This is a genomic window from Acinetobacter sp. YH12138 (genome assembly GCF_015218525.1).
GTDB classification, from domain to species: Bacteria; Pseudomonadota; Gammaproteobacteria; order Pseudomonadales; family Moraxellaceae; genus Acinetobacter; species Acinetobacter amyesii.
On sequence record NZ_CP048671.1, the window covers coordinates 49,386 to 68,617 of the forward strand.

Consider the following 19,232-nt stretch of genomic DNA (forward strand, 5'->3'; position numbering starts at 1 on the left):
ATTAAACTATTTGGATTTAATAATAAATTTTAAACCAAATGCATTTAACAACTTATTTATAGAATCTAATGTTGGATTACTATCAGGTTGCTCCATTTTCTGTAAAGTCTGTGGTGCAATTTTAGTAATTTTACTCATTTCATTTAATGTTAAATGTAGTTCTTTTCTAATGTATGATGCAATCTGATAAATTTGCCACTCAGGATTGTTATTTATATTTTCTAAGACTTGTAAGCGTTTATTCATTTGCTCGATTGCCGTCATAGGCTTATAACGTTTATCCATTAGAAAGCTCCTGAATCTGTTGGCATATATTCAATATACGATGATGACTATTTTGTAGAATCTCATCATCTATATTTATTTTTTTCATTTCATCGAGCAAATTTTCATACAGTGGCAATTGTTGAATTATTGTATGTTTAATTTCAGTTGAATCTATTCCTGTACATTCTTCTATTTGCGTTATGACAGATCCCCATATAGGCATTCCTCCATGGTCATCTTTTTCCCAACGTGTAGTACGTGCAATTCCGTCAGGATGAAGCCACATTGGTGCAAAATCGAAGAGGGGTGTTAATTGAATTGTACCGTCATTTAAACGTTGAATTGCGGTATTACGGGTATGATTATCTTTATTTCCTAATGCAACATTAGTAATATCTCGTTTCAAATATTCAAAAATTTCAGCTTTTGGTGATGAGCAACATTCCATGATCAATGTACAGATTTGATTATGTGTCATTTTAACGCCGAAGCCAGCTTTACCACTTAAAGAGGCTAGGCTTTCTTGTGCAACTCTTTCGACTTTACCATTGATAATTTGGCGATCAAAACGTGGAATAAATAGCGTTCTCTGGTGAAGTTCCAAGTCCTTGAACACTCTTAGACCTAAATACCGAGCTATTTTCATGTAAATTGCTTCATGTAACAGTATTTTTTCCAGTTTTTGATCATTTCCACGACTAAATTTAACTAGCCAATGCTTTGCTGCTAGTTCATCTGGAAGACTGTGATCTAAATAAAACAGACCATCATATCCTTGTGTTAGTAATAGTTTAGGCCATTCACCTTGAACACCTGAAGAACCAGCAACAAATAAGCCATATGATGCAAGTGACTCAATGAAATCTTCTTTCCTTTCAATTATTTCGCTTAGGCTAAATCCACGAGGTTTCACTGTCGGAAAATGATCTTGAAGCCAGTCATAAGCTTCTTTAATTCGTAGATTACCAATAGGATTACCTGCCCCAGATTTCAGTAGGGGCCAATCAGCTTGTTCTTCTGCATTAATTGAAAAACCCAGCTGATTTAAAAGCTCCTTTCGCCCATAACCTTGAGGTAGCAAGTCCATGAGAAATGCTGGCCATTGGTTTTCTAAGTTGTTTTGTACATTGACTGGAAATTGGAATGATAGAGCATGACCATCCCTTAAATCCATATGTTCAATAGCATATTCAAATAAGTATGACGTTCGTGTAGATGCTCTCCAGCCTTGCTCTTGATTAGCAATTAATTCAACGATAGCGCAATCTTGCCATTCGTTATTTTGAAAAATTTGAAGTGTGCAATATTGATTCATATATGTATTAAAATAAAAAATTAGTATCTATTTTCGGCTATATTTATTTATTATAGTAGATATATATTGAATTTCCTACTCTGATTTAGAATCATTTAATTTGCACTATAAGCAATCATTTTAAACGTCATAACTTGTCGTATTGCTAAATTACTAACTTCTTTATGCAATTTTTTTGATTAAATATTCAAAAGGAGAAATTGACATCCTCCCCGACCTAAAGGACGGAGATTCCTACTGCTAGACGCTCATGCCCGAGCGCAAGAATATTCAGTGCGGAATTTACATCCCGATCATGGAGCGTACCGCACTCCACACACTGCCATTCTCTTATTCCAAGTCCTGCTCTACCTTTCAGACTACTGGAGCGTGAGCCACAGCACGAACAAATTTGGGTGGTATAGGCTTCATTGACTTCTTCATAACATACCCCTGCGTTCTCGCATTTATACTTGAGCATGGTTCTTAGTGTTGTCCAACTGGCATCTAGCACTGATTTAGCCAATCTGGTTTGTGCTAATGCTTTGGCATTCACATTGCCAACGAAGATGGCTACATGTTCATTCACCAATTTTCGGCTGAATTGATGCAGCATGTTTTGTCTTACATTTTTAATCTTGGCATGGATGGCTTTGACACGTTTCTTATTTTTTGCACGTTGAGCAATACCAAGTTTTTGTTCATATTGCCGATAGATTTGAGGTGCTTTAAGTTTTACGCCATCTGAACAAGTCGCTAAATCTTTTAAACCTAAATCTATGCCAATTGAGGTTTTAGCGTTGTTTTTTTCTATTTTGACTGCATCAACTACAAGACAAACATACCAACGTCCACGACTATCTTCTACGAATGTGCCTGTTTTGATATTGTATTGACTTAATCCGTAACTATCCCATAGTTTAAATTGATGCTTGCCATATTGAACATAGCCATCAGCATATTTGATTGCAACCTTTTTAAACGGTATCCAACCCAGTGAACGTCTAGCTGATTTTTTATTACTGACACGCCATTTTAGTTTTGCTTTTTTGAACTGCTTGCGTCTTGTGACCAATTCTTCTGTCATTGCCTGAATAGTTTGACTGTGCAAGTTGCATTCTTTCGATGTGCCTTTCGTGTATTTTGCAATGTCGTATGCTGAAAAGAATTGTTGTTTACGTTGTAGATGCTTAAAACACAAATCATTGACATAATTCCAGACAAAATTTACTTCGGATGCTAACTGATTTAGCACCTTGCAATGTTTATCTTTTATGCGTAATTTGAGTGTCTTCATCCAATTATTTTAACAGTATTTTTCTTAATAGTGACTATAGTACAAGTATTTAAAAAGACATTTCGTGTCGTTCATATGGTTTACTCCAGTCGCATATATCCTCGTGCTGAACCACGAGGTTTTACGCTCCAGTGGATAAATGGAATAACTTAATCCATCTGATCTAAAAGCGATTCTAAATTCAAAAAGAGCAAATCTGTATTATTTAGAACATACCCGTGTCATGCAGGAAGATGGGCGTGTCTTATATCTGACTGAAGCTAAGAAAAGTTAGACAAATTGTTGTACAACAAGATAAATCTGTTGATGACACACTGGACATAGCATTTAAAGAAATATATTAAACTTATTAAACCTAACTTAATCTAATTGGACTTTGGTGCACAAACCTACCTCTAAGGGCTTATTCAGTAATATAATACTCATAAGCTCACACCAAAAATCTATCGTACAACCAATTGTCCACCTACAATAAAGCCTTGATCAATCGAGGAAATATATCAATTTGGTTTGATTCAGCGACCCAATGGTTGCTCCGTCCATTGATAAACACGGGTGAAATCAAACCTATTCTCATACAGCAATCCAATGCTGCTTAATGATTAAATTCCTATTTCGTCTGTCTTTACGCATGGTCACTGGCTCTGTTCAAAGCCTGATTAAACTATGCGGTCTAGATTGGACTGCACCAGATTACACTACACTTTGTAGAAACCTGAGTTCGATGAAATCCACTTAGCCTTTTAACATATTTTGGAAAGTTGGCTTATCTATATATTCATGGCATCGGGGTAGATGCGCGATCTTAAAATTGCAGAACAACATTTGCAAAATGCGGCTTTACAAGGACATCTTGAGGTGTTAGCGCAATTGGAAAATATTCACGCTTTTTTAAATGCAACTTAATAGTATTGGGTTTGAGTTGAGTTGAATTAAACGAAAGAGACGTATCGAGGTGGATGCGTCTCTTTTTTCATCAATAAGGGACTTTTCGCTTACATAAAGCCAAACAAAGTCAGGCGCCGAAGCCTTGGAATATATGAGTTTTCTTGATTAAATACCGCCGTATTTTATAAAAAATCGATTTTTGATAATAAACATGCTGAACAATATTTATTCTGCACTTGAGAAATTGGGCATTAGTCCACAAAAACGTGCCTTGCATATTCAATTTTCCAATACCACGCTGAATGAACAAGTATTCTTGCAACGTATTGATGGGGAACATGCCTTAAGTGAAGGTTTGAATGTTCAGCTCATCTGTCTCTCAACTTCTGCCACCTTAGAACTCAAACAATTTATTGGTACACAAGTCGCAATCGATCAGGTAACCGATGCGGGTCAACTTTTTCGTATTACCGGGATCATTACAGAAGCATTTCAAGGCCAAAGTGATGGTGCATTAACGCTATATAAGTTGACCTTAGAAGATGCAACGACACTATGGCATAAGCGTCGTAATAGCCGCGTGTTTATGAATAAATCGGTCAAAGATGTGGTCGAGATTATTTTTAAGGAATGGCAAAAAAAGAGCCCACTTTTTGCAGCGAGCTTAAGTTTGGACTTAAGTGGCTTAAAAAAAGAGTATGACGTCCGGCCATTCATGATGCAAAGTAATGAAACTGACTATGATTTTATTACTCGCTTACTACGCAGTGAAGGCATTCATTGGTTGGTTGATGAAGCTCAATCTTTTGTAACATCGTCTGTGACACCCATAGCAGCTCAAAAGCTACGTTTGATTGATGAAAATAGCCAATATCAAGCTTTGGAGCGACGTAATATCCGTTTTCATCGCAGTAGTGCGACTGAAAAAAATGACAGTATGACCAGTTTTATCGGTCAGCGCAGTCTGCAACCGACGTCGGTACATGTGCAGCGGTGGCAAGCGGATGTGCTTGAACAGGACGAGGGTGGTGGTGCAGTACAAAGCAAGCATCTACATAGTCAAAATCAAGATAATGCGAGCTTAAGCTTAGAGCAGGCATGGCATGTGAGCCCTGCATGGATGCAAGATCTGAATGGTGAAGATGCTGCAACTGCCTCTAATAGTGCTCAAGTTGAACGTCTCAATCAAAATTTTAGTGATTATTATGCAGCTCAAGCCAAACAATTTATTGCTAAAAGTACCGTGCGTGATACACAAGTTGGTTATTGGTTCAAATTGGATGAGCATCCAGAGATTGACCAGCATCGTGGTGCCGATCAAGAGTTTTTGATTTTATCCAAGTCTTTTTATAACCAAAATAATTTACCCAAAGACTTAACCGATCAAGTTACACAACTGATCCATCAAAGTCAGTGGCAAGTCAAACAAAGCGATGCGGATGAACGCCAAGCCAATACCTTGACTTTGCAACGTCGAAATATTACGACTGTCCCTGAATTTAATCCACTTACACATCGACCAGTAACACATCCGCAGCGTGCCAAAGTTGTGGGTCCTGCTGGTGAAGAAATCCATGTTGATGAATGGGGACGGATAAAAGTCCGTTTCCTATTTACCCGTTCCGATGATCATGGCCATGATGGCGGTGCAGGTGCGAATAATAATGACACAGACTCGGCTTGGGTTGATGTGCTGACGCCTTGGGCCGGTGAAGGTTATGGTGCGCGCTTCTTACCTCGAATTGGTGAAATAGTTGTCGTTGATTTCTTTGATGGCAATATTGACCGACCTTTTGTCGTGGGTCGTATTCATGAAGCGCAGCGTAGTCCCACTAAATTTGACAATAAAGGACAATTACCAGATACCAAAAAACTCGCGGGAATTCGTTCCAAAGAAGTGGCGGGAGAGGGATTTGGTCAATTACGCTTTGATGACACCACGGGGCAAATTAGTACCCAGCTGCAAAGTAGTCATGGTGCGAGCCAACTGAACCTCGGTAAGCTCAGTCATCCAAAAGATAAAGCAGAAAGTGAAGATCGGGGTGAAGGTTTTGAGCTGCGGACCGATCAATGGGGGGCGCTACGAGCTGGACAAGGTTTATTGGTGTCGACTTATAAACAGGAAAAGGCCAATGGTGAACATTTAGATGCAGAGATTGCAAGAACACAGCTGGAGACGAGTCATAGTAATAGTAAGTCTTTAAGTGATATTGCAAAACAACAAAAAACAGATGAAATTGAATCTGTTGAACAGCTCAAAGCTTTTGCCAGTGAAATAGAAAAAGATATCGCTAAATTTAAAAAAGCCATTCTTTTACTTAACTCAGTGGATGGTATTGCACTGAGTACACCAGAGGATATTCATTTATCTGCAACAGGCATGATCAACCAAATTGCCGGTGATAGCATTAACCTGAGTACGCAAAAAAATATTGTGGGACAAGCTTTAGGTAAGGTTAGCTTATTTGCAGCACAAGGCGGTATTAAAGCCATTGCAGCGCAAAGCAAAATTGAAATTCAAGCACAGTCAGATGCTTTGGATATTTTGGCAAAAAAAGGAATTACGATTTCTTCTACTGAGGACAAAATAGAGATTAGCAGTCCGAAAGAGATTGTGATCACAGGAGCTTCTTCTCAAATTACTTTAAATGGCTCGGGAATTCTTGCTAAGACAGGCGGTAAATTTGAAGTAAATGCAGGGCAGCATCTATTTAAACCAGCATCGAGTGCTAGCAAGTCTGCACAACTTCCTGCTTCTAATCCGATGAAAGGGGCCTTAGAACTGCTCAAGAGCTATGGTGGTCAAGATTTCTTTAGCGGAACTGGATTTAAAGTGATTGATGCTTTGGGCAAGCAAGTTACAGGAAAATTAGACGGCAATGGCTTTGCTCAAGTAACGGGTATTGCACCAGGACCGGCTAAAGTTGAGTTTGACAAAGATCCTCGAAGTGCTTGGGATTCAGCGAGTCATTTTAAGCGTGACTATCAATGGGCAGAAAACGTTGTACCGGGAGCTTCAGACTTGATTCAGAATGCACTCGGGTCGTTGGGGCAAAATTTAACTTCACAGCTTAAAGATAACTTATTCAATTTAAATGCAGATTCTTTAAAAAATATAGGAAAAAATGCATTAAAAGATCTAGGTGGACAGGCATTAAATCAATTTAAAGACCAAGTCACCAACTCTGCACTATCTGCAATTTCATCGAAACTCAACTTGGGACTTTCTGCTTCACAAATGGCAAGTTTGGGTCAGGGTGCACAAGGCTTATCCAGCGTATTAGGTGGAAGTGGAATGAGTAACGGCATCGTTTCTGGGTCAACTGCTGCCGCAGTTCAGAACTCACAAGCAACCATTGATAAGGATATAGTGGGCCGTAAAATTTCTTATTCCACACGCGCATTGACTTATACGGAAACCATTCGAGAAGGCTCTGCAACGCCTACGAATGTGACAGCTGCACCAGTCGCAGTGCCTAAAGTGCCTGAAATAAAAGTAGCGGAAGCTGCACCAGAAAAAGCGATACCTGTCCTTGCCAGTGACGATGATTGGGTAGATAGGAAGCAATATTCAAGCCCTTATCTCACTTATAGCGAAACTACACGACCGAAAAAGAACAATGGTTAGCGTTTGCTAAAGCTAGCGCCAAACACAGTTTTAAATATTTAGAATTTGAGTAATAGGTTTTTACATGACAACTGATCAAAATGTTCAAAAAGAACAACAGACAATAAATAAGCCAGCCGTAGAATTGGCAATTTTCAATTTAGAGAGTGTGACGCATACTGAAGATCATAAGTTTATAGCACATCAAATTCAGGATTATTTAAAAGCGTGTGGAAATACCAGCCTTGAGCAGCTAAAAGCTAATGCAAATGTTCCGACTGTAGCGAATATCTTTGCATTATCTGGGGCAGTTTTAGACTTGTTATTATTTGCCACCGAGCAAGAACAAGGGGATGCCGCTGTACAAAAAATAGCAGTGCTGAGTATGAACCTGATAGGTTTGTATTTAGAACCTAAAGCTGAAGCTCATGTACGTATGGCTTTACGTCCTTTATTGGGACTCATGGCTGAATGCTTATATCCGCAAAATGGTAAGATCAAAGAAGCTGATATCCGTCGCATGTCTTTGCATTTAAATGCACAAATGGCAGGAGATTTAGAAAAGTTTCTGACTGAAACACAGGCCAAACTACCTAGCCTGCTTTCAGGTGCGACAAATTTAGGAACATCAATATTAAACACTTTTGCAGCACCTATTCAGTCGGGGCTGGTTTCACCGACTATTAGCTTTGGTGCAAGTGCTGAAAAACGAGATCCGGCAGAACAATTTAGCAATTGGGCAAAACCGCTGATTGATTTAAGTAAAACCAGCGCACTTGCCAATATGCTACCTAAAATAAGGAAAGAACAAACAGGCACGCTGCTACAAACTCAAGCAACTCAGGCATTGAGTTCATTTCCAAATGAAATTCAACGTCAAGCTAACGCAAGTCTAAAATACAGTTTGGCATGGCTAATTCAAGAAACCTTAAAAGCCATTAAAACTCAAGGTAACAAAGCCAATGCCAGTGTGCCGATTAATCAAACTGGGGAACATGAGCAGCACACCACAGGGGATACTTTAGAGTTTTTAGCTTTACAGGCTGACGCATTGAATGATTCGACTTGTTCGATTCCAAATGAGGATGCTACACCTAGTGATTCAGCAACTGATAACAGTATTAGTTATGCTATAGGTGCTGAACGGGTCAATCACACCGATTTTAATTTACCTAAAGTGGGTTTTAGCTTTAGCCGTCAATATAATTCGCAAATGCATGAGTTTGATGGCAGCATGATAGGCGCTCGTTGGATGATGCCTTTTTCGAATGTCATCATCCAAAATAGAAACGGCTATTTGTTTATTGATAGTAATGGGCGCAAGCATCAGCTACCAGATTCAATTACCTATGAAGCATACACGGTGCCTTATGAAGGCTTTACGGTAGAACCTTTAGAAAATGAAGATTTGCTGCTAAACTTTGGTTCAGCGTGGAGTTTCCATTTTCACAGCTTTAATGGCGGAAAACACTATCAGTTGATTCAGCAATTTAATGAAGAAACAGATGAAAAAGTTGCTTTAAGTTATTTACTATTTGAACAGCAGGCTTATCTGCAAAGTATTGATTTTCAATTGAAGAAAGCTAAACACCAGCTCAAGTTTGCCTTTAATGATCAAGTAAAAGTTATCGCTGCTTTTGTGGATGAACAGGCAGAGCCAGTGTCACGTTATGAATATGATACGCAAGGCAATTTAATTAAGGCTGTAGATCAAAATGGTCACGTGCGCAGCTATGAATATAATGATGCGCATCAGCTGACCCGTTATACCGACCGTACAGGGCGTGGGCAAAATATTCGTTATGAATCCAAAGAAGCGAATGCCAAAGCCATAGCAGAATGGGCAGATGACGGCAGCTTTAAGACCCGTTTGGAGTGGCATCCACGACTGCGCCAAGTTGCTGTATATGATGCTTATGATGTGCCGACCTATTACTACTTTGATTTAGATGGTTTTACCTATCGCACACGCTTAGCCGATGGCCGTGAAAAATGGCTATCGCGTGACAGTCAAAAACGCATTACCCGTCAAATTGATTTTGCAGGCCTAGAAACCGAACAAATTTATAACGAGCAAGATCAGCTGATTAAAATTGTACAGCCGAATGGAGGCATCATCCGTTTTGCCTATGATGAAGCAGGAAATTTGACGGAAACTAAAGATCCAGAAGGTCATATTTGGAAAAAAGAATACGATGCAGACGGTAATGTAACGAAGGAAATTAATCCTTTAGGTCATAGCACGCAATATAAATACAACAACGATAATCAAATTGTCGAAATCATTGATGCCAAAGGCGGCGCTAAAAAAATTCAATACAATGATTTGGGGCAAATGACCGCATATAGCGATTGTTCAGGTAAAGAAAGCGCATGGGAATACGATGAAGAAGGCGCACTGACGGCCCAGCAGTCTGCAGATGCGCAGCAAGTCAAATATATCTACAGCTCAGAAGGTAAAGACAAAGGTCAGCTTAAAGCAATTGTCTATCCTGATGGTTTAAAAGAACAATTTGAGCATGATGAAGAAGGGCGCTTGCTCAAGCATACGGATACCAAAGGTTTAAGTACGCAGTACCGTTATAATGCTGCGGGTTTGCTCGAACAGCGTATAGATGCGAACCGTCATCAAATTGGCTATCAGTGGGATAAGCAAGGTCAAATTCAAAAGCTGATCAATCAAAACCATGCGGAATATTTATTTAGTTATAACCGTTTTGGGCAGTTGGTGCATGAACAAGCCTTTGATGGCGAAGAAAAGCATTATAGTTACAATGACAATGGACAGCTGTTTCAAATACGTCAACCGAATATCCTGACCCAATTGGGTTATCATGCAGACGGTTCAATTGCTTCAAAAACCTATACGCATGTGCAAACACGACACAGTCAAACTGAAGAATTTGAATACAATCTAAATAATCAACTCAGCCAAGCGACAAATAAAGAAAGCAAAATCAACTTTTATCGAAATCCGCTCGGGCAGTTGGTACGCGAACATCAGCACTATAACGTGCCAAATTTAAAGCCGCTGACTGCAGTGTTGCGTTACGAATACGATGAGTTGGGCAACTTAAGCAAGACTATCCGCCCAGATGGACAAGTCCAAACCAATCTGACATATGGTTCAGGGCATATCTATGGCATCGCCTTTAACCAACAAGATATGGTGGCATTCCAACGTGATGATTTGCATCGTGAAACAGCTCGTATGTTGGCCAATGGCTTAATTCAAAGCAAAAATTATAATGATGTCGGTCTGCTGAGTTCACAAATTATTCGACCAGAACAAGAAACTACAGGTCGTGTACAGCATCAAGCAGAACGTCATTATCAATACGATAAAAACTACTTACTGACCCAAGTTGAGGACAGTCGCTTAGGTCAACTCAACTATCAATACGATGTAATTGGACGATTGATCAAAAGCCAAGGTCCGCAACTTACAGAAAGCTTTGCCTTTGACCCAGCGGGTAACTTGATTGACCCGATTGCGACACAATCATCACAAGTGAAAAATAACCTGATTACGCAATATCAAGGCAAACACTATAAATACGATGCGCAAGGCAATGTGATTGAAACGACCCAAGCAGGCAAAACGCTAAAACTAACGTGGGATAACCTAAATCGTCTGATTCAAAGTGATAACAATGGCCAAGTCACGACTTATGGCTATGATGTCTTTGGTCGACGCTTATATAAACATAGCCCAATAGAAAAAAACTTAACGTTATTTGGCTGGGATAGTGACTTAATGATTTGGGAGTCACAACAATCCAGTAATGAACAAGCGCAATATACCAAGCATTATGTTTATGAGCCGAATAGCTTTGTACCCTTGCTACAAACAGGCTATGCCGGATTTATTAAATTAATTGAAACACCAGACTACTCAAAGTTCCAAACAGAACCTTACTCAGTTTATAAAGACTCAGTATGGAAAACTGAAACACGGAAGAATAAGGCTGCATTAGAAAAAGTTACATTTTACCACTGTGACCAAGTAGGTACACCGCAAACCTTAAGTAATGAGTTGGGTGAATGTGTTTGGGAAATTAAGCAGAATACATGGGGTATTGCTTTAGAAATTAAGGCTAGTGAAAACCTACTTGAACAAACAAATATTCGTTTCCAAGGCCAATATTACGACAAGGAGACAGGTTTACATTATAACCGCTACAGATATTATGAGCCGCATAGTGCAAGGTATGTAAGTAAAGATCCAATAGGACTAGAAGGTGGATTGAATAACTTGGCTTATGTGAATGATCCTAATTTGTGGGTCGATCCAGAAGGATTAAATAGTTTTAATTTTGGTGAAATGTTTGGAATTCCAGCAAGTGCTCAAGCTAGAATAGCATATGAAGGACAGCGTAATTATGATTGTTGGATGAAAACAGGGAGACAATGTGAAATTGCAGTAGAACCTTTGTTTGATTATGTAATATGTACTGGAGGATTCTCAGCATTTGGAGGTTCTAAGATATATAATTTACATAATGGTAATGTCTATACCGCGGGTGGTATTTCGTTAACTGGAACTAAAGATATGAAAGATCATGCAAAAACGGTAGGAGATATTGCTGAAAAAAGTATAGATAATAAATTTAAAATAGGAGCTACTAAGCTGAATAAACTAAGAAAAATGTTTAGTGGTAGCTGCATGGCAGGATATATATTAAATAAACCATCAGGTTTGACAAATTCAAAAGCTACTGATGAATTTCTAACAGGCATGGGAATATCTCAGAGTGTTGGATGGTGGGGAGCTAGGATTGGAGTTACAACTCCTGCTGGCTCCTTCTTTGATAGGAATGGACCTGTTGGTGTGGAAGTTGGTATGGGTACTCCTGGAGTAGATATAAGTGTAAGTGATAGTAAGCCTACTTTAGTTCGTACACAAGATTAGAGGTTATAAAATGAAAAAAATACTATGTTATATTATACTATCTCTTTTACTTATAAACTGCACATCATTAAATAATAGTAAAAATGATGAAATAGATTTAAAAGAATTATCTGAAAAACTATTTAAAGAATATAGTTTTAGTTATGAGACTCTCCGGAAAAAAAGCTCTACTCAACTTGTGGTTTTAAAAATAAGTAAAGAAAATTTCTCTAATAATGATTATGAAAAAATAAAAAAAGCGTTATTAGCTGATAAATGGAGTTTGATTGATTCATATAATAACTATTATAGTTTTTGTAAAACAAATGATTACTCTGTTGATATATTAAATCCTATTTATAGTAAACATTACTCAAGAGATGGTGATGAAGTTAACTTTACTAGTAATGATTATTGGTATTTCGCTTTTTATTACAATAAATTAGGGATTAATACATGTATGGAATATTACAGAAATTAAAACGCCATTTACTCGCTGAGAATAATTTAACTTTATTTGGTTGAGAAAGATGAATTAGAACGGGTTGTATTTTATCACTGTGTAGGTACTCCACAAACTCTCATTAAGTAAGCGTCTGCTGATGCAAAGCAAGTCAAATATATCTACAGCTCAGCAGGAAAAGACAAAGGTCAGCTTAAAGCGATTGTTTATCCTGATGGTTTAAAAGAACAATTTGAGCATGATGAAGAAGGGCGCTTGCTCAAGCATACGGATACCAAAGGTTTAAGCACGCAGTACCGTTATAATGCTGCGGGGTTGCTCGAACAGCGTATAGATGCGAACCGTCATCAAATTGGCTACCAATGGGACAATCAAGGCCGTATTCAAAAGCTGATCAATCAAAACCATGCGGAATATTTATTTAGTTATAACCGTTTGGGGCAATTGGTACATGAACAAGCTTTTGATGGGGAAGAAAAGCACTATAGCTACAATGAAAATGGTCAATTGTTTCAAATTCGCCAGCCGAATGTTTTTACTCAATTTGCCTACTTTGCTGATGGCATGATTGCATCAAAAACTTATACCCATGTGCAAACGCGTCATAGCCAAACCGAAGAGTTTGAATATAATCTGAATAACCAACTGAGCAAAGCAAAAAATAAAGAAAGCCAAAGTGATTTCTATCGAAATGCGCTTGGGCAATTGGTACGTGAGCATCAGCATTACAAAGTACCCAACTTGAGCCCTATGACTGCGGTATTGCGTTATGAGTATGATGAATTGGGTAATTTAAGCAAGACGATTCGTCCTGATGGGCAAGTTCAAAGCAATCTAAGCTATGGTTCAGGGCATATCTATGGTATTGCATTTAATCAACAAGATATGGTCGCGTTCCAACGTGATGACTTACACCGTGAAACAGCTCGTATGTTGGCCAATGGCTTAATTCAAAGCAAAAATTATAATGATGTCGGTCTGCTGAGTTCACAAATTATTCGACCAGAACAAGAAACTGCAGGTCGTGTACAGCATCGAGCAGAACGGCATTATCAATATGATCAAAATTATTTGCTCACCCAAGTGAATGACAGTCGATTAGGTAGGCTGACGTATCAGTATGATGCAATTGGCCGTTTAACACAGAGTCAAAGTCAACATCAAACAGAAAGCTTTGCTTTTGACCCAGCAGGGAATTTGATTGACCCGATTGCCATGCCAGCATCTCAAGTTAAAAGTAATTTGATTGCTCAATATAAGGGTAAAAATTATAAATACGATGCGCAAGGCAATGTGGTTGAAACTAGCCATGCAGGTAAAACATTAAAACTGACGTGGGATAACCTGAATAGATTGATTCGCAGTGATCATCAGGGTCAGGTGACTGAATATGGTTATGATGTATTTGGCCGACGATTATTTAAAAAAAACCCAAATACACAAACCCTGACTTTATTTGGCTGGGACGGAGACCTGATGATTTGGGAGTCGCAGCAATCCAATACAGTAGATGAAAACTACACTAAGCATTATGTCTATGAACCACAGAGTTTTGTGCCATTACTACAAACGGGCTATACAGGGTTTATCAAGCTTTTAGAAACCCCTAACTATGCCCAATTTCAGCATGAAGAATATTCGGTTTATAAAGATCCGATTTGGAGAACAGAAACCCGAAAGAATAAAGTTGAATTAGAACGAGTTGCCTTTTACCACTGTGACCAAATAGGGGCACCTCAGACTTTAAGTAATGAGTTAGGTGAGTGTATTTGGGAAATTGAGCTGAATACATGGGGTACAGTTTCAGAAATAAAGGCCTCTCATAATTTTATTGAGCAAACGAATATACGTTTCCAAGGTCAATATTATGATGTGGAAACAGATTTGCATTACAACCATTATCGTTATTATGATCCACTTAGTGCGAAATATTTAAGTAAAGATCCAATAGGTTTAATAGGTGGTATGAATAATTCAGTTTATGTGAGTGATCCGAATCAGTGGGTGGATCCAATGGGATTGGTAGCTGATAGAGAGATTAAAAAAAGGCTTCAACAAATTGAAGAGTGTCGTCGTACTGGGCAATGTGAAGCATTATTTGATTACGCATATTGTTCAGTTGCAGGTGGCGGTGCTGAAGGCATGGTAATTATTAACTTATATAGTGGCAAAGTCTATGGTGGAGCTGGTCTTAATATTCCTTCAACATTAAAAGATATTCACAAAGAAAAAACGATTTCAAAGAGATTGAAAAGTACGGTCGGAGGTTCTTGTATGTTGGGTAAAATATTTAACGGAAGAGGGCGAAATAATACTGAAAGAACAGACAGATTTATCAATGGTCAAGCTGTTGGGATTAGTGGTGGACCATGGTGGAAAATTGGCATTAGTACTCCAATGGGGGAAGATTTTCTAACTTCACTATCTACAAAGACACCTTTTGCTATTGAAGTTGGTCTAGGTACTCCAGGTATAGATGCGTCATTTCTTGAAGTATTTGGGGATAAGGAAATTAATCCTGTTAAATTTTTAAAGCAAATAAATAAAGAAAATGAAGCTATGATACTTGAACAAAAGATTAAGAATTTAGAGTCTCAAGGTAAAGGATGGGGTACTTTTACAGATGAATTTGGTCGTTTATTTTAAGGGGAATACGATGAGAATAATGTTAGTAATTCTAATTACTTTTTTGACTGCTTGTAGCAGCACGACACCGTATAAATCAAATAAATTTCACAAAGAAGCAGATAAAATATTTAAAGGTTTTAATTATAACATTGTATATGGTAGAACCACTAATTCATATGTTGCTTTAGATGTTGAAATTGATAAAAAAGACATAAAAATTGATGATTTATTAGAAGTTAATAAGAGGCTTATAAAAAGTGGTTGGAGTAATAATTATAATTTAGAAGGTTATTATTGGTCTTATTGTAAGCCTGGAAGTAATGATGCGATAGGAATATATTATCCAAATGATAAAATTAAAAAAACTAAAAATGGAAAATTTTTTAGTTCACGATTAAATTATAATACAGTTTATATATGGATGACTAATTATAAATCAGATGAAATGAATTTTGAGCATACAGAATGCCCTTGAAAAAATGTTTAGAGTAACTCTTTAATGTATGTGTTAGTGCTTTGTTGCACAAACCTATTCTTAAAGGCTTTGTTAGAAATACAATTTTCACATAAAGAAGCCTGCTCTTAAAATCTATCGTACAACGAATTGGTCCGCTTATAACCGAGCATTAATAAATCGAGGAAATATCTTCTCAATTTAGTTTGATCATACGACTCAATTGTATGCGCCATCAAAAGGCAAACAAGGGCGAAATCAAACCTACTCCGACGCAGCCATCCAATGCTGCTTAATGATTAAATCCTTATTTCGTCTGTCTTTACGTATGGTTACTGGCTTTGTGCAAAGTCTGATTATTGCGGATTAAATTGGATAGCTCCAGATTACACCACGCTTTGTAGAAGACAAAAGCATATTGATATTGTAATCAGCTACCAAAAAAGTAGCGATGGGCTGCATCTACTCATAGACTCTACAGGCATGAAGTTTCTAGGTGAGGGCTAATGGAAACGCAAGAAACATGGACCTGAATATCGTCGCCAATGGCGTAAACTTCATATTGGTATAGATGCTAAAACCCTACAAATACGAGCAGTTCAGCTTACAACCAATAATGTCAGTGATTCACAGGTGCTTGGTGATTTACTTAATCAGATTCCACAAGATGAGCGGATCGACTCTGTTTATACTGATGGAGCTTATGACACCAAGCAATGCCGTCAGGTCATTGCAGGTCGGCAAGGGCATGCGGTGATTCCACCTAGAAAAAATGCGAAACCATGGAAAGATACAAAGAGTAGCTCGCTAGAGCGAAATGAATTACTTCGAACAATTAAACGTTTAGGCAGGACACTATGGAAAAAATGGTCAGGCTATCATCGGCGAAGTTTGGTTGAAACTAAGATGCATTGCATCAAATTATTAGGAGATAAACTCAGTGCAAGGAGTTTTGATAGCCAAGTGAATGAGATCCATGCACGTGTAGCAGTCCTTAACAGATTTACGGAATTAAGTCGACCACTTACCCAAGTTACGCCTTAAATTTGGCTTAATTAGGGGCGCTTTGCATTTCAAATCTTTGTGCAACAAAGCCGTGATCAGGTTGAAAAGCATGGAGTTGATAAGTAAATGAATATTATAAAATACAAATTATGTATTCTTTTTGTTGTTTTTTTATTGTATCTTGTGGTATAAATCCTGCGATAATTGTAAATAATAAAAATGATTTTATTAGTGGTTGTATAAATTCAGGTGAGTTTGGAGAAGAAATATGTGAGTGTGTATATAATGATTTACAGAAAAATTACAAATATAATTTCTCTGAGGATGAAAAAAATCTTGATCCGGGAAGTATAGATAATAATATTTATAATCAGAAAATTATAGAGGTATATGGGAAGTGTAATGATTTTTAAATTTCTTAAAAATGGTGGTGGTTTTTCAGTTGTAGTCTTATATTTAATATCTACTATGCTTTATGATTGTGTATATTTTAAGGAGTGTAGAGCTAGGAGGTCATTAAATATATATTTGGAGGACTCTTTTAATTATTATTTATCGATATTTATTCTTTTTATAGGGGTTCTCATTTCCTTTATTATGGTTGTGAATTATATAGTTAAAAGTATGGATGATTAGTTTGGGGAGGCGTTGTTACACAAAGGTGAAATATTAAATAACCTCTAGATTGCGAAGATTTAAACTGACAAGCATGATAAAAAGGATAACGGTCAGATCGGTTTTGAGTTATTACAAATAGTTTATCCAAACTAAAAACTACAATGATATGGGCTCACTCAGCTCATCCGCCCTGAACAGCATACCTTAGATCAAGTTCAGAAAGCCTCAAATTACCGAGCAGAACGTCATTCCCAAGACGAAAAAAATACTTACTCACGTAGGTGGACGACAGCCGTTTAGGCAAGCTGAATTATCAATATGATGCGGTTGGCCGTTTGATACAGAGCAAAAGTATGCATAAAATGGAAAGCTTTACTTTTGACCCTGCAGGGAATTTGATTGACTCCCTTGCTACACAAGCGTCTCAAGCGAAAAGTAATTTGATCGCTCAATATAAGGGTAAAAACTATAAATACGATGCACAAGGCAATGTGATTGAAAGCAGCCATGCAGGCAAATGATTAAAACTGACGTGGGATAATCTGAACCGTTTGATTTGCAGTGATCATAATGGTCAAGTGACTGAATATGGGTATGATGTATTTGGACGGCGTTTATACAAGAAAAATCAAAATGCGCAAACCCTGACTTTATTTGGCTGGGACGGTGACTTGATGATTTGGGAGGGCTTTGTTGCACAAACCTATCTGTAAAGGGTTTTTCAGCGATATAATTTTCAAATGAAGAAGCCTACACACAAAATCTACCGCACAACCAATTGGCCCGCATATAACCGAGCACTCATGAGTCGCGGAAATATTGCCATTTGGTTTGATCCTGCTACGCAATGGTATGCGCCATCAAAAGGCAAACAAGGGCGAAATCAAACCTACTCCGACGCAGCCATCCAATGCTGCTTAATGATTAAATCCTTATTCCGTCTGTCTTTACGTATGGTCACTGGCTTTGTGCAAAGTCTGATTAAACTTTGCGGATTAAATTGGATAGCTCCAGATTACACCACGCTTTGTAGAAGACAAAAGCATATTGATATTGTAATCAGCTACCAAAAAAGTAGCGATGGGCTGCATCTACTCATGGACTCTACAGGCATGAAGTTTCTAGGTGAGGGCGAATGGAAACGCAAGAAACATGGACCTGAATATCGTCGCCAATGGCGTAAACTCCATATTGGTATAGATGCTAAAACCCTACAAATACGAGCAGTTCAGCTCACAACGAATAATGTGAGTGATTCACAAGTCCTCGGGGATTTACTTGATCAAATCCCGTTGGATGAACAGATTGATTCAGTTTATACAGACGGGGCTTATGATACAAAACAATGCCGTCAGGTCATTGCAGATCGGCAAGCACATGCAGTTATTCCACCCAGAAAAAATGCAAAGCCTTGGAAAGATATAAAAGTTCATTCGCAAGAGCGAAATGAATTACTTCGAACAGTTAAACGTTTAGGCAGGACATTATGGAAAAAATGGTCAGGCTATCATCGGCGGAGTTTGGTCGAAACCAAGATGCATTGCATCAAATTATTAGGCGATCGACTACATTCAAGAAACTTTCAAAGCCAAGTTAATGAGATTCATGCACGTGTGGCCGTGCTGAATAGATTTACAGAGTTAGGTCGTCCTCATACCCGAGTTGTAACTTAAATTTGAGTGAGTTGGCGGATGCTTCAAATTATAAATCTTTGTGCAACAAAGCCCTTATGTTTACAAAAAATTGCAAACCAAGTATCATTTTTACATCCTAAATGTACATCTATAGCTAATTTTAAACATTTTATTTAAGAAGAGCCT

The 19,232-nt window shown here is 38.0% G+C and carries 8 protein-coding genes and 4 pseudogenes; 9 read left to right on the plus strand and 3 right to left on the minus strand.

From position 1 onward, the window contains the following. Positions 1-6: 6 nt before the first annotated feature. From G0029_RS16435 to G0029_RS16445, 3 genes are all read right to left on the minus strand, one after another. Positions 7-285: a helix-turn-helix domain-containing protein gene (locus G0029_RS16435; protein WP_004871362.1), complete on the minus strand. Its 279-nt coding sequence runs from the start codon at positions 283-285 to the stop codon at positions 7-9. Beyond that, positions 278-1,582, minus strand: coding sequence for a type II toxin-antitoxin system HipA family toxin (locus tag G0029_RS16440; protein ID WP_180109912.1), 1,305 nt, complete (start codon positions 1,580-1,582; stop codon positions 278-280). The genes G0029_RS16435 and G0029_RS16440 overlap by 8 nt, the downstream gene beginning before the upstream one ends. A gap of 217 nt (positions 1,583-1,799) precedes the next feature. After that, positions 1,800-2,858 (minus strand): RNA-guided endonuclease InsQ/TnpB family protein, encoded by a 1,059-nt coding sequence (locus G0029_RS16445; RefSeq protein WP_180109913.1) that lies wholly within the window; start codon positions 2,856-2,858, stop codon positions 1,800-1,802. Positions 2,859-3,299: 441 nt separating this feature from the next. On the opposite strand from G0029_RS16445, the pseudogene G0029_RS16455 reads away from it, so the two are divergent. From G0029_RS16455 to G0029_RS16495, 9 genes and pseudogenes are all read left to right on the plus strand, one after another. Further along, positions 3,300-3,570 (plus strand): annotated as a pseudogene (locus G0029_RS16455) (transposase); the annotation flags it as partial. A 387-nt stretch (positions 3,571-3,957) separates the two neighbouring features. Next, on the plus strand, positions 3,958-7,374 hold the full coding sequence (locus tag G0029_RS16460; RefSeq protein ID WP_180109914.1) for a type VI secretion system Vgr family protein: 3,417 nt from the start codon (positions 3,958-3,960) through the stop codon (positions 7,372-7,374). Between the two features lie 64 nt (positions 7,375-7,438). Further along, the gene (locus G0029_RS16465; RefSeq protein WP_180109915.1) at positions 7,439-12,265 is read left to right on the plus strand and encodes an RHS repeat-associated core domain-containing protein; all 4,827 of its coding nucleotides are present in this window, start codon (positions 7,439-7,441) and stop codon (positions 12,263-12,265) included. A gap of 10 nt (positions 12,266-12,275) precedes the next feature. Then, positions 12,276-12,725 (plus strand): hypothetical protein, encoded by a 450-nt coding sequence (locus G0029_RS16470; RefSeq protein WP_111886095.1) that lies wholly within the window; start codon positions 12,276-12,278, stop codon positions 12,723-12,725. A 114-nt stretch (positions 12,726-12,839) separates the two neighbouring features. Continuing rightward, positions 12,840-15,353 (plus strand): annotated as a pseudogene (locus tag G0029_RS16475) (RHS repeat-associated core domain-containing protein); the annotation flags it as partial. 10 nt (positions 15,354-15,363) lie between these two features. After that, positions 15,364-15,810 carry a hypothetical protein gene (locus G0029_RS16480; protein WP_180109916.1) on the plus strand — a complete coding sequence of 149 codons (447 nt, stop codon included), beginning with the start codon at positions 15,364-15,366 and terminating at the stop codon, positions 15,808-15,810. A gap of 91 nt (positions 15,811-15,901) precedes the next feature. Continuing rightward, positions 15,902-16,833: pseudogene (locus G0029_RS16485) on the plus strand (IS5 family transposase). 721 nt (positions 16,834-17,554) lie between these two features. Beyond that, a pseudogene (locus G0029_RS16490) lies at positions 17,555-18,104 on the plus strand (RHS repeat domain-containing protein); the annotation flags it as partial. Positions 18,105-18,152: 48 nt separating this feature from the next. Further along, on the plus strand, positions 18,153-19,085 hold the full coding sequence (locus G0029_RS16495; RefSeq protein WP_180081891.1) for an IS5 family transposase: 933 nt from the start codon (positions 18,153-18,155) through the stop codon (positions 19,083-19,085). Positions 19,086-19,232 lie beyond the last annotated feature (147 nt).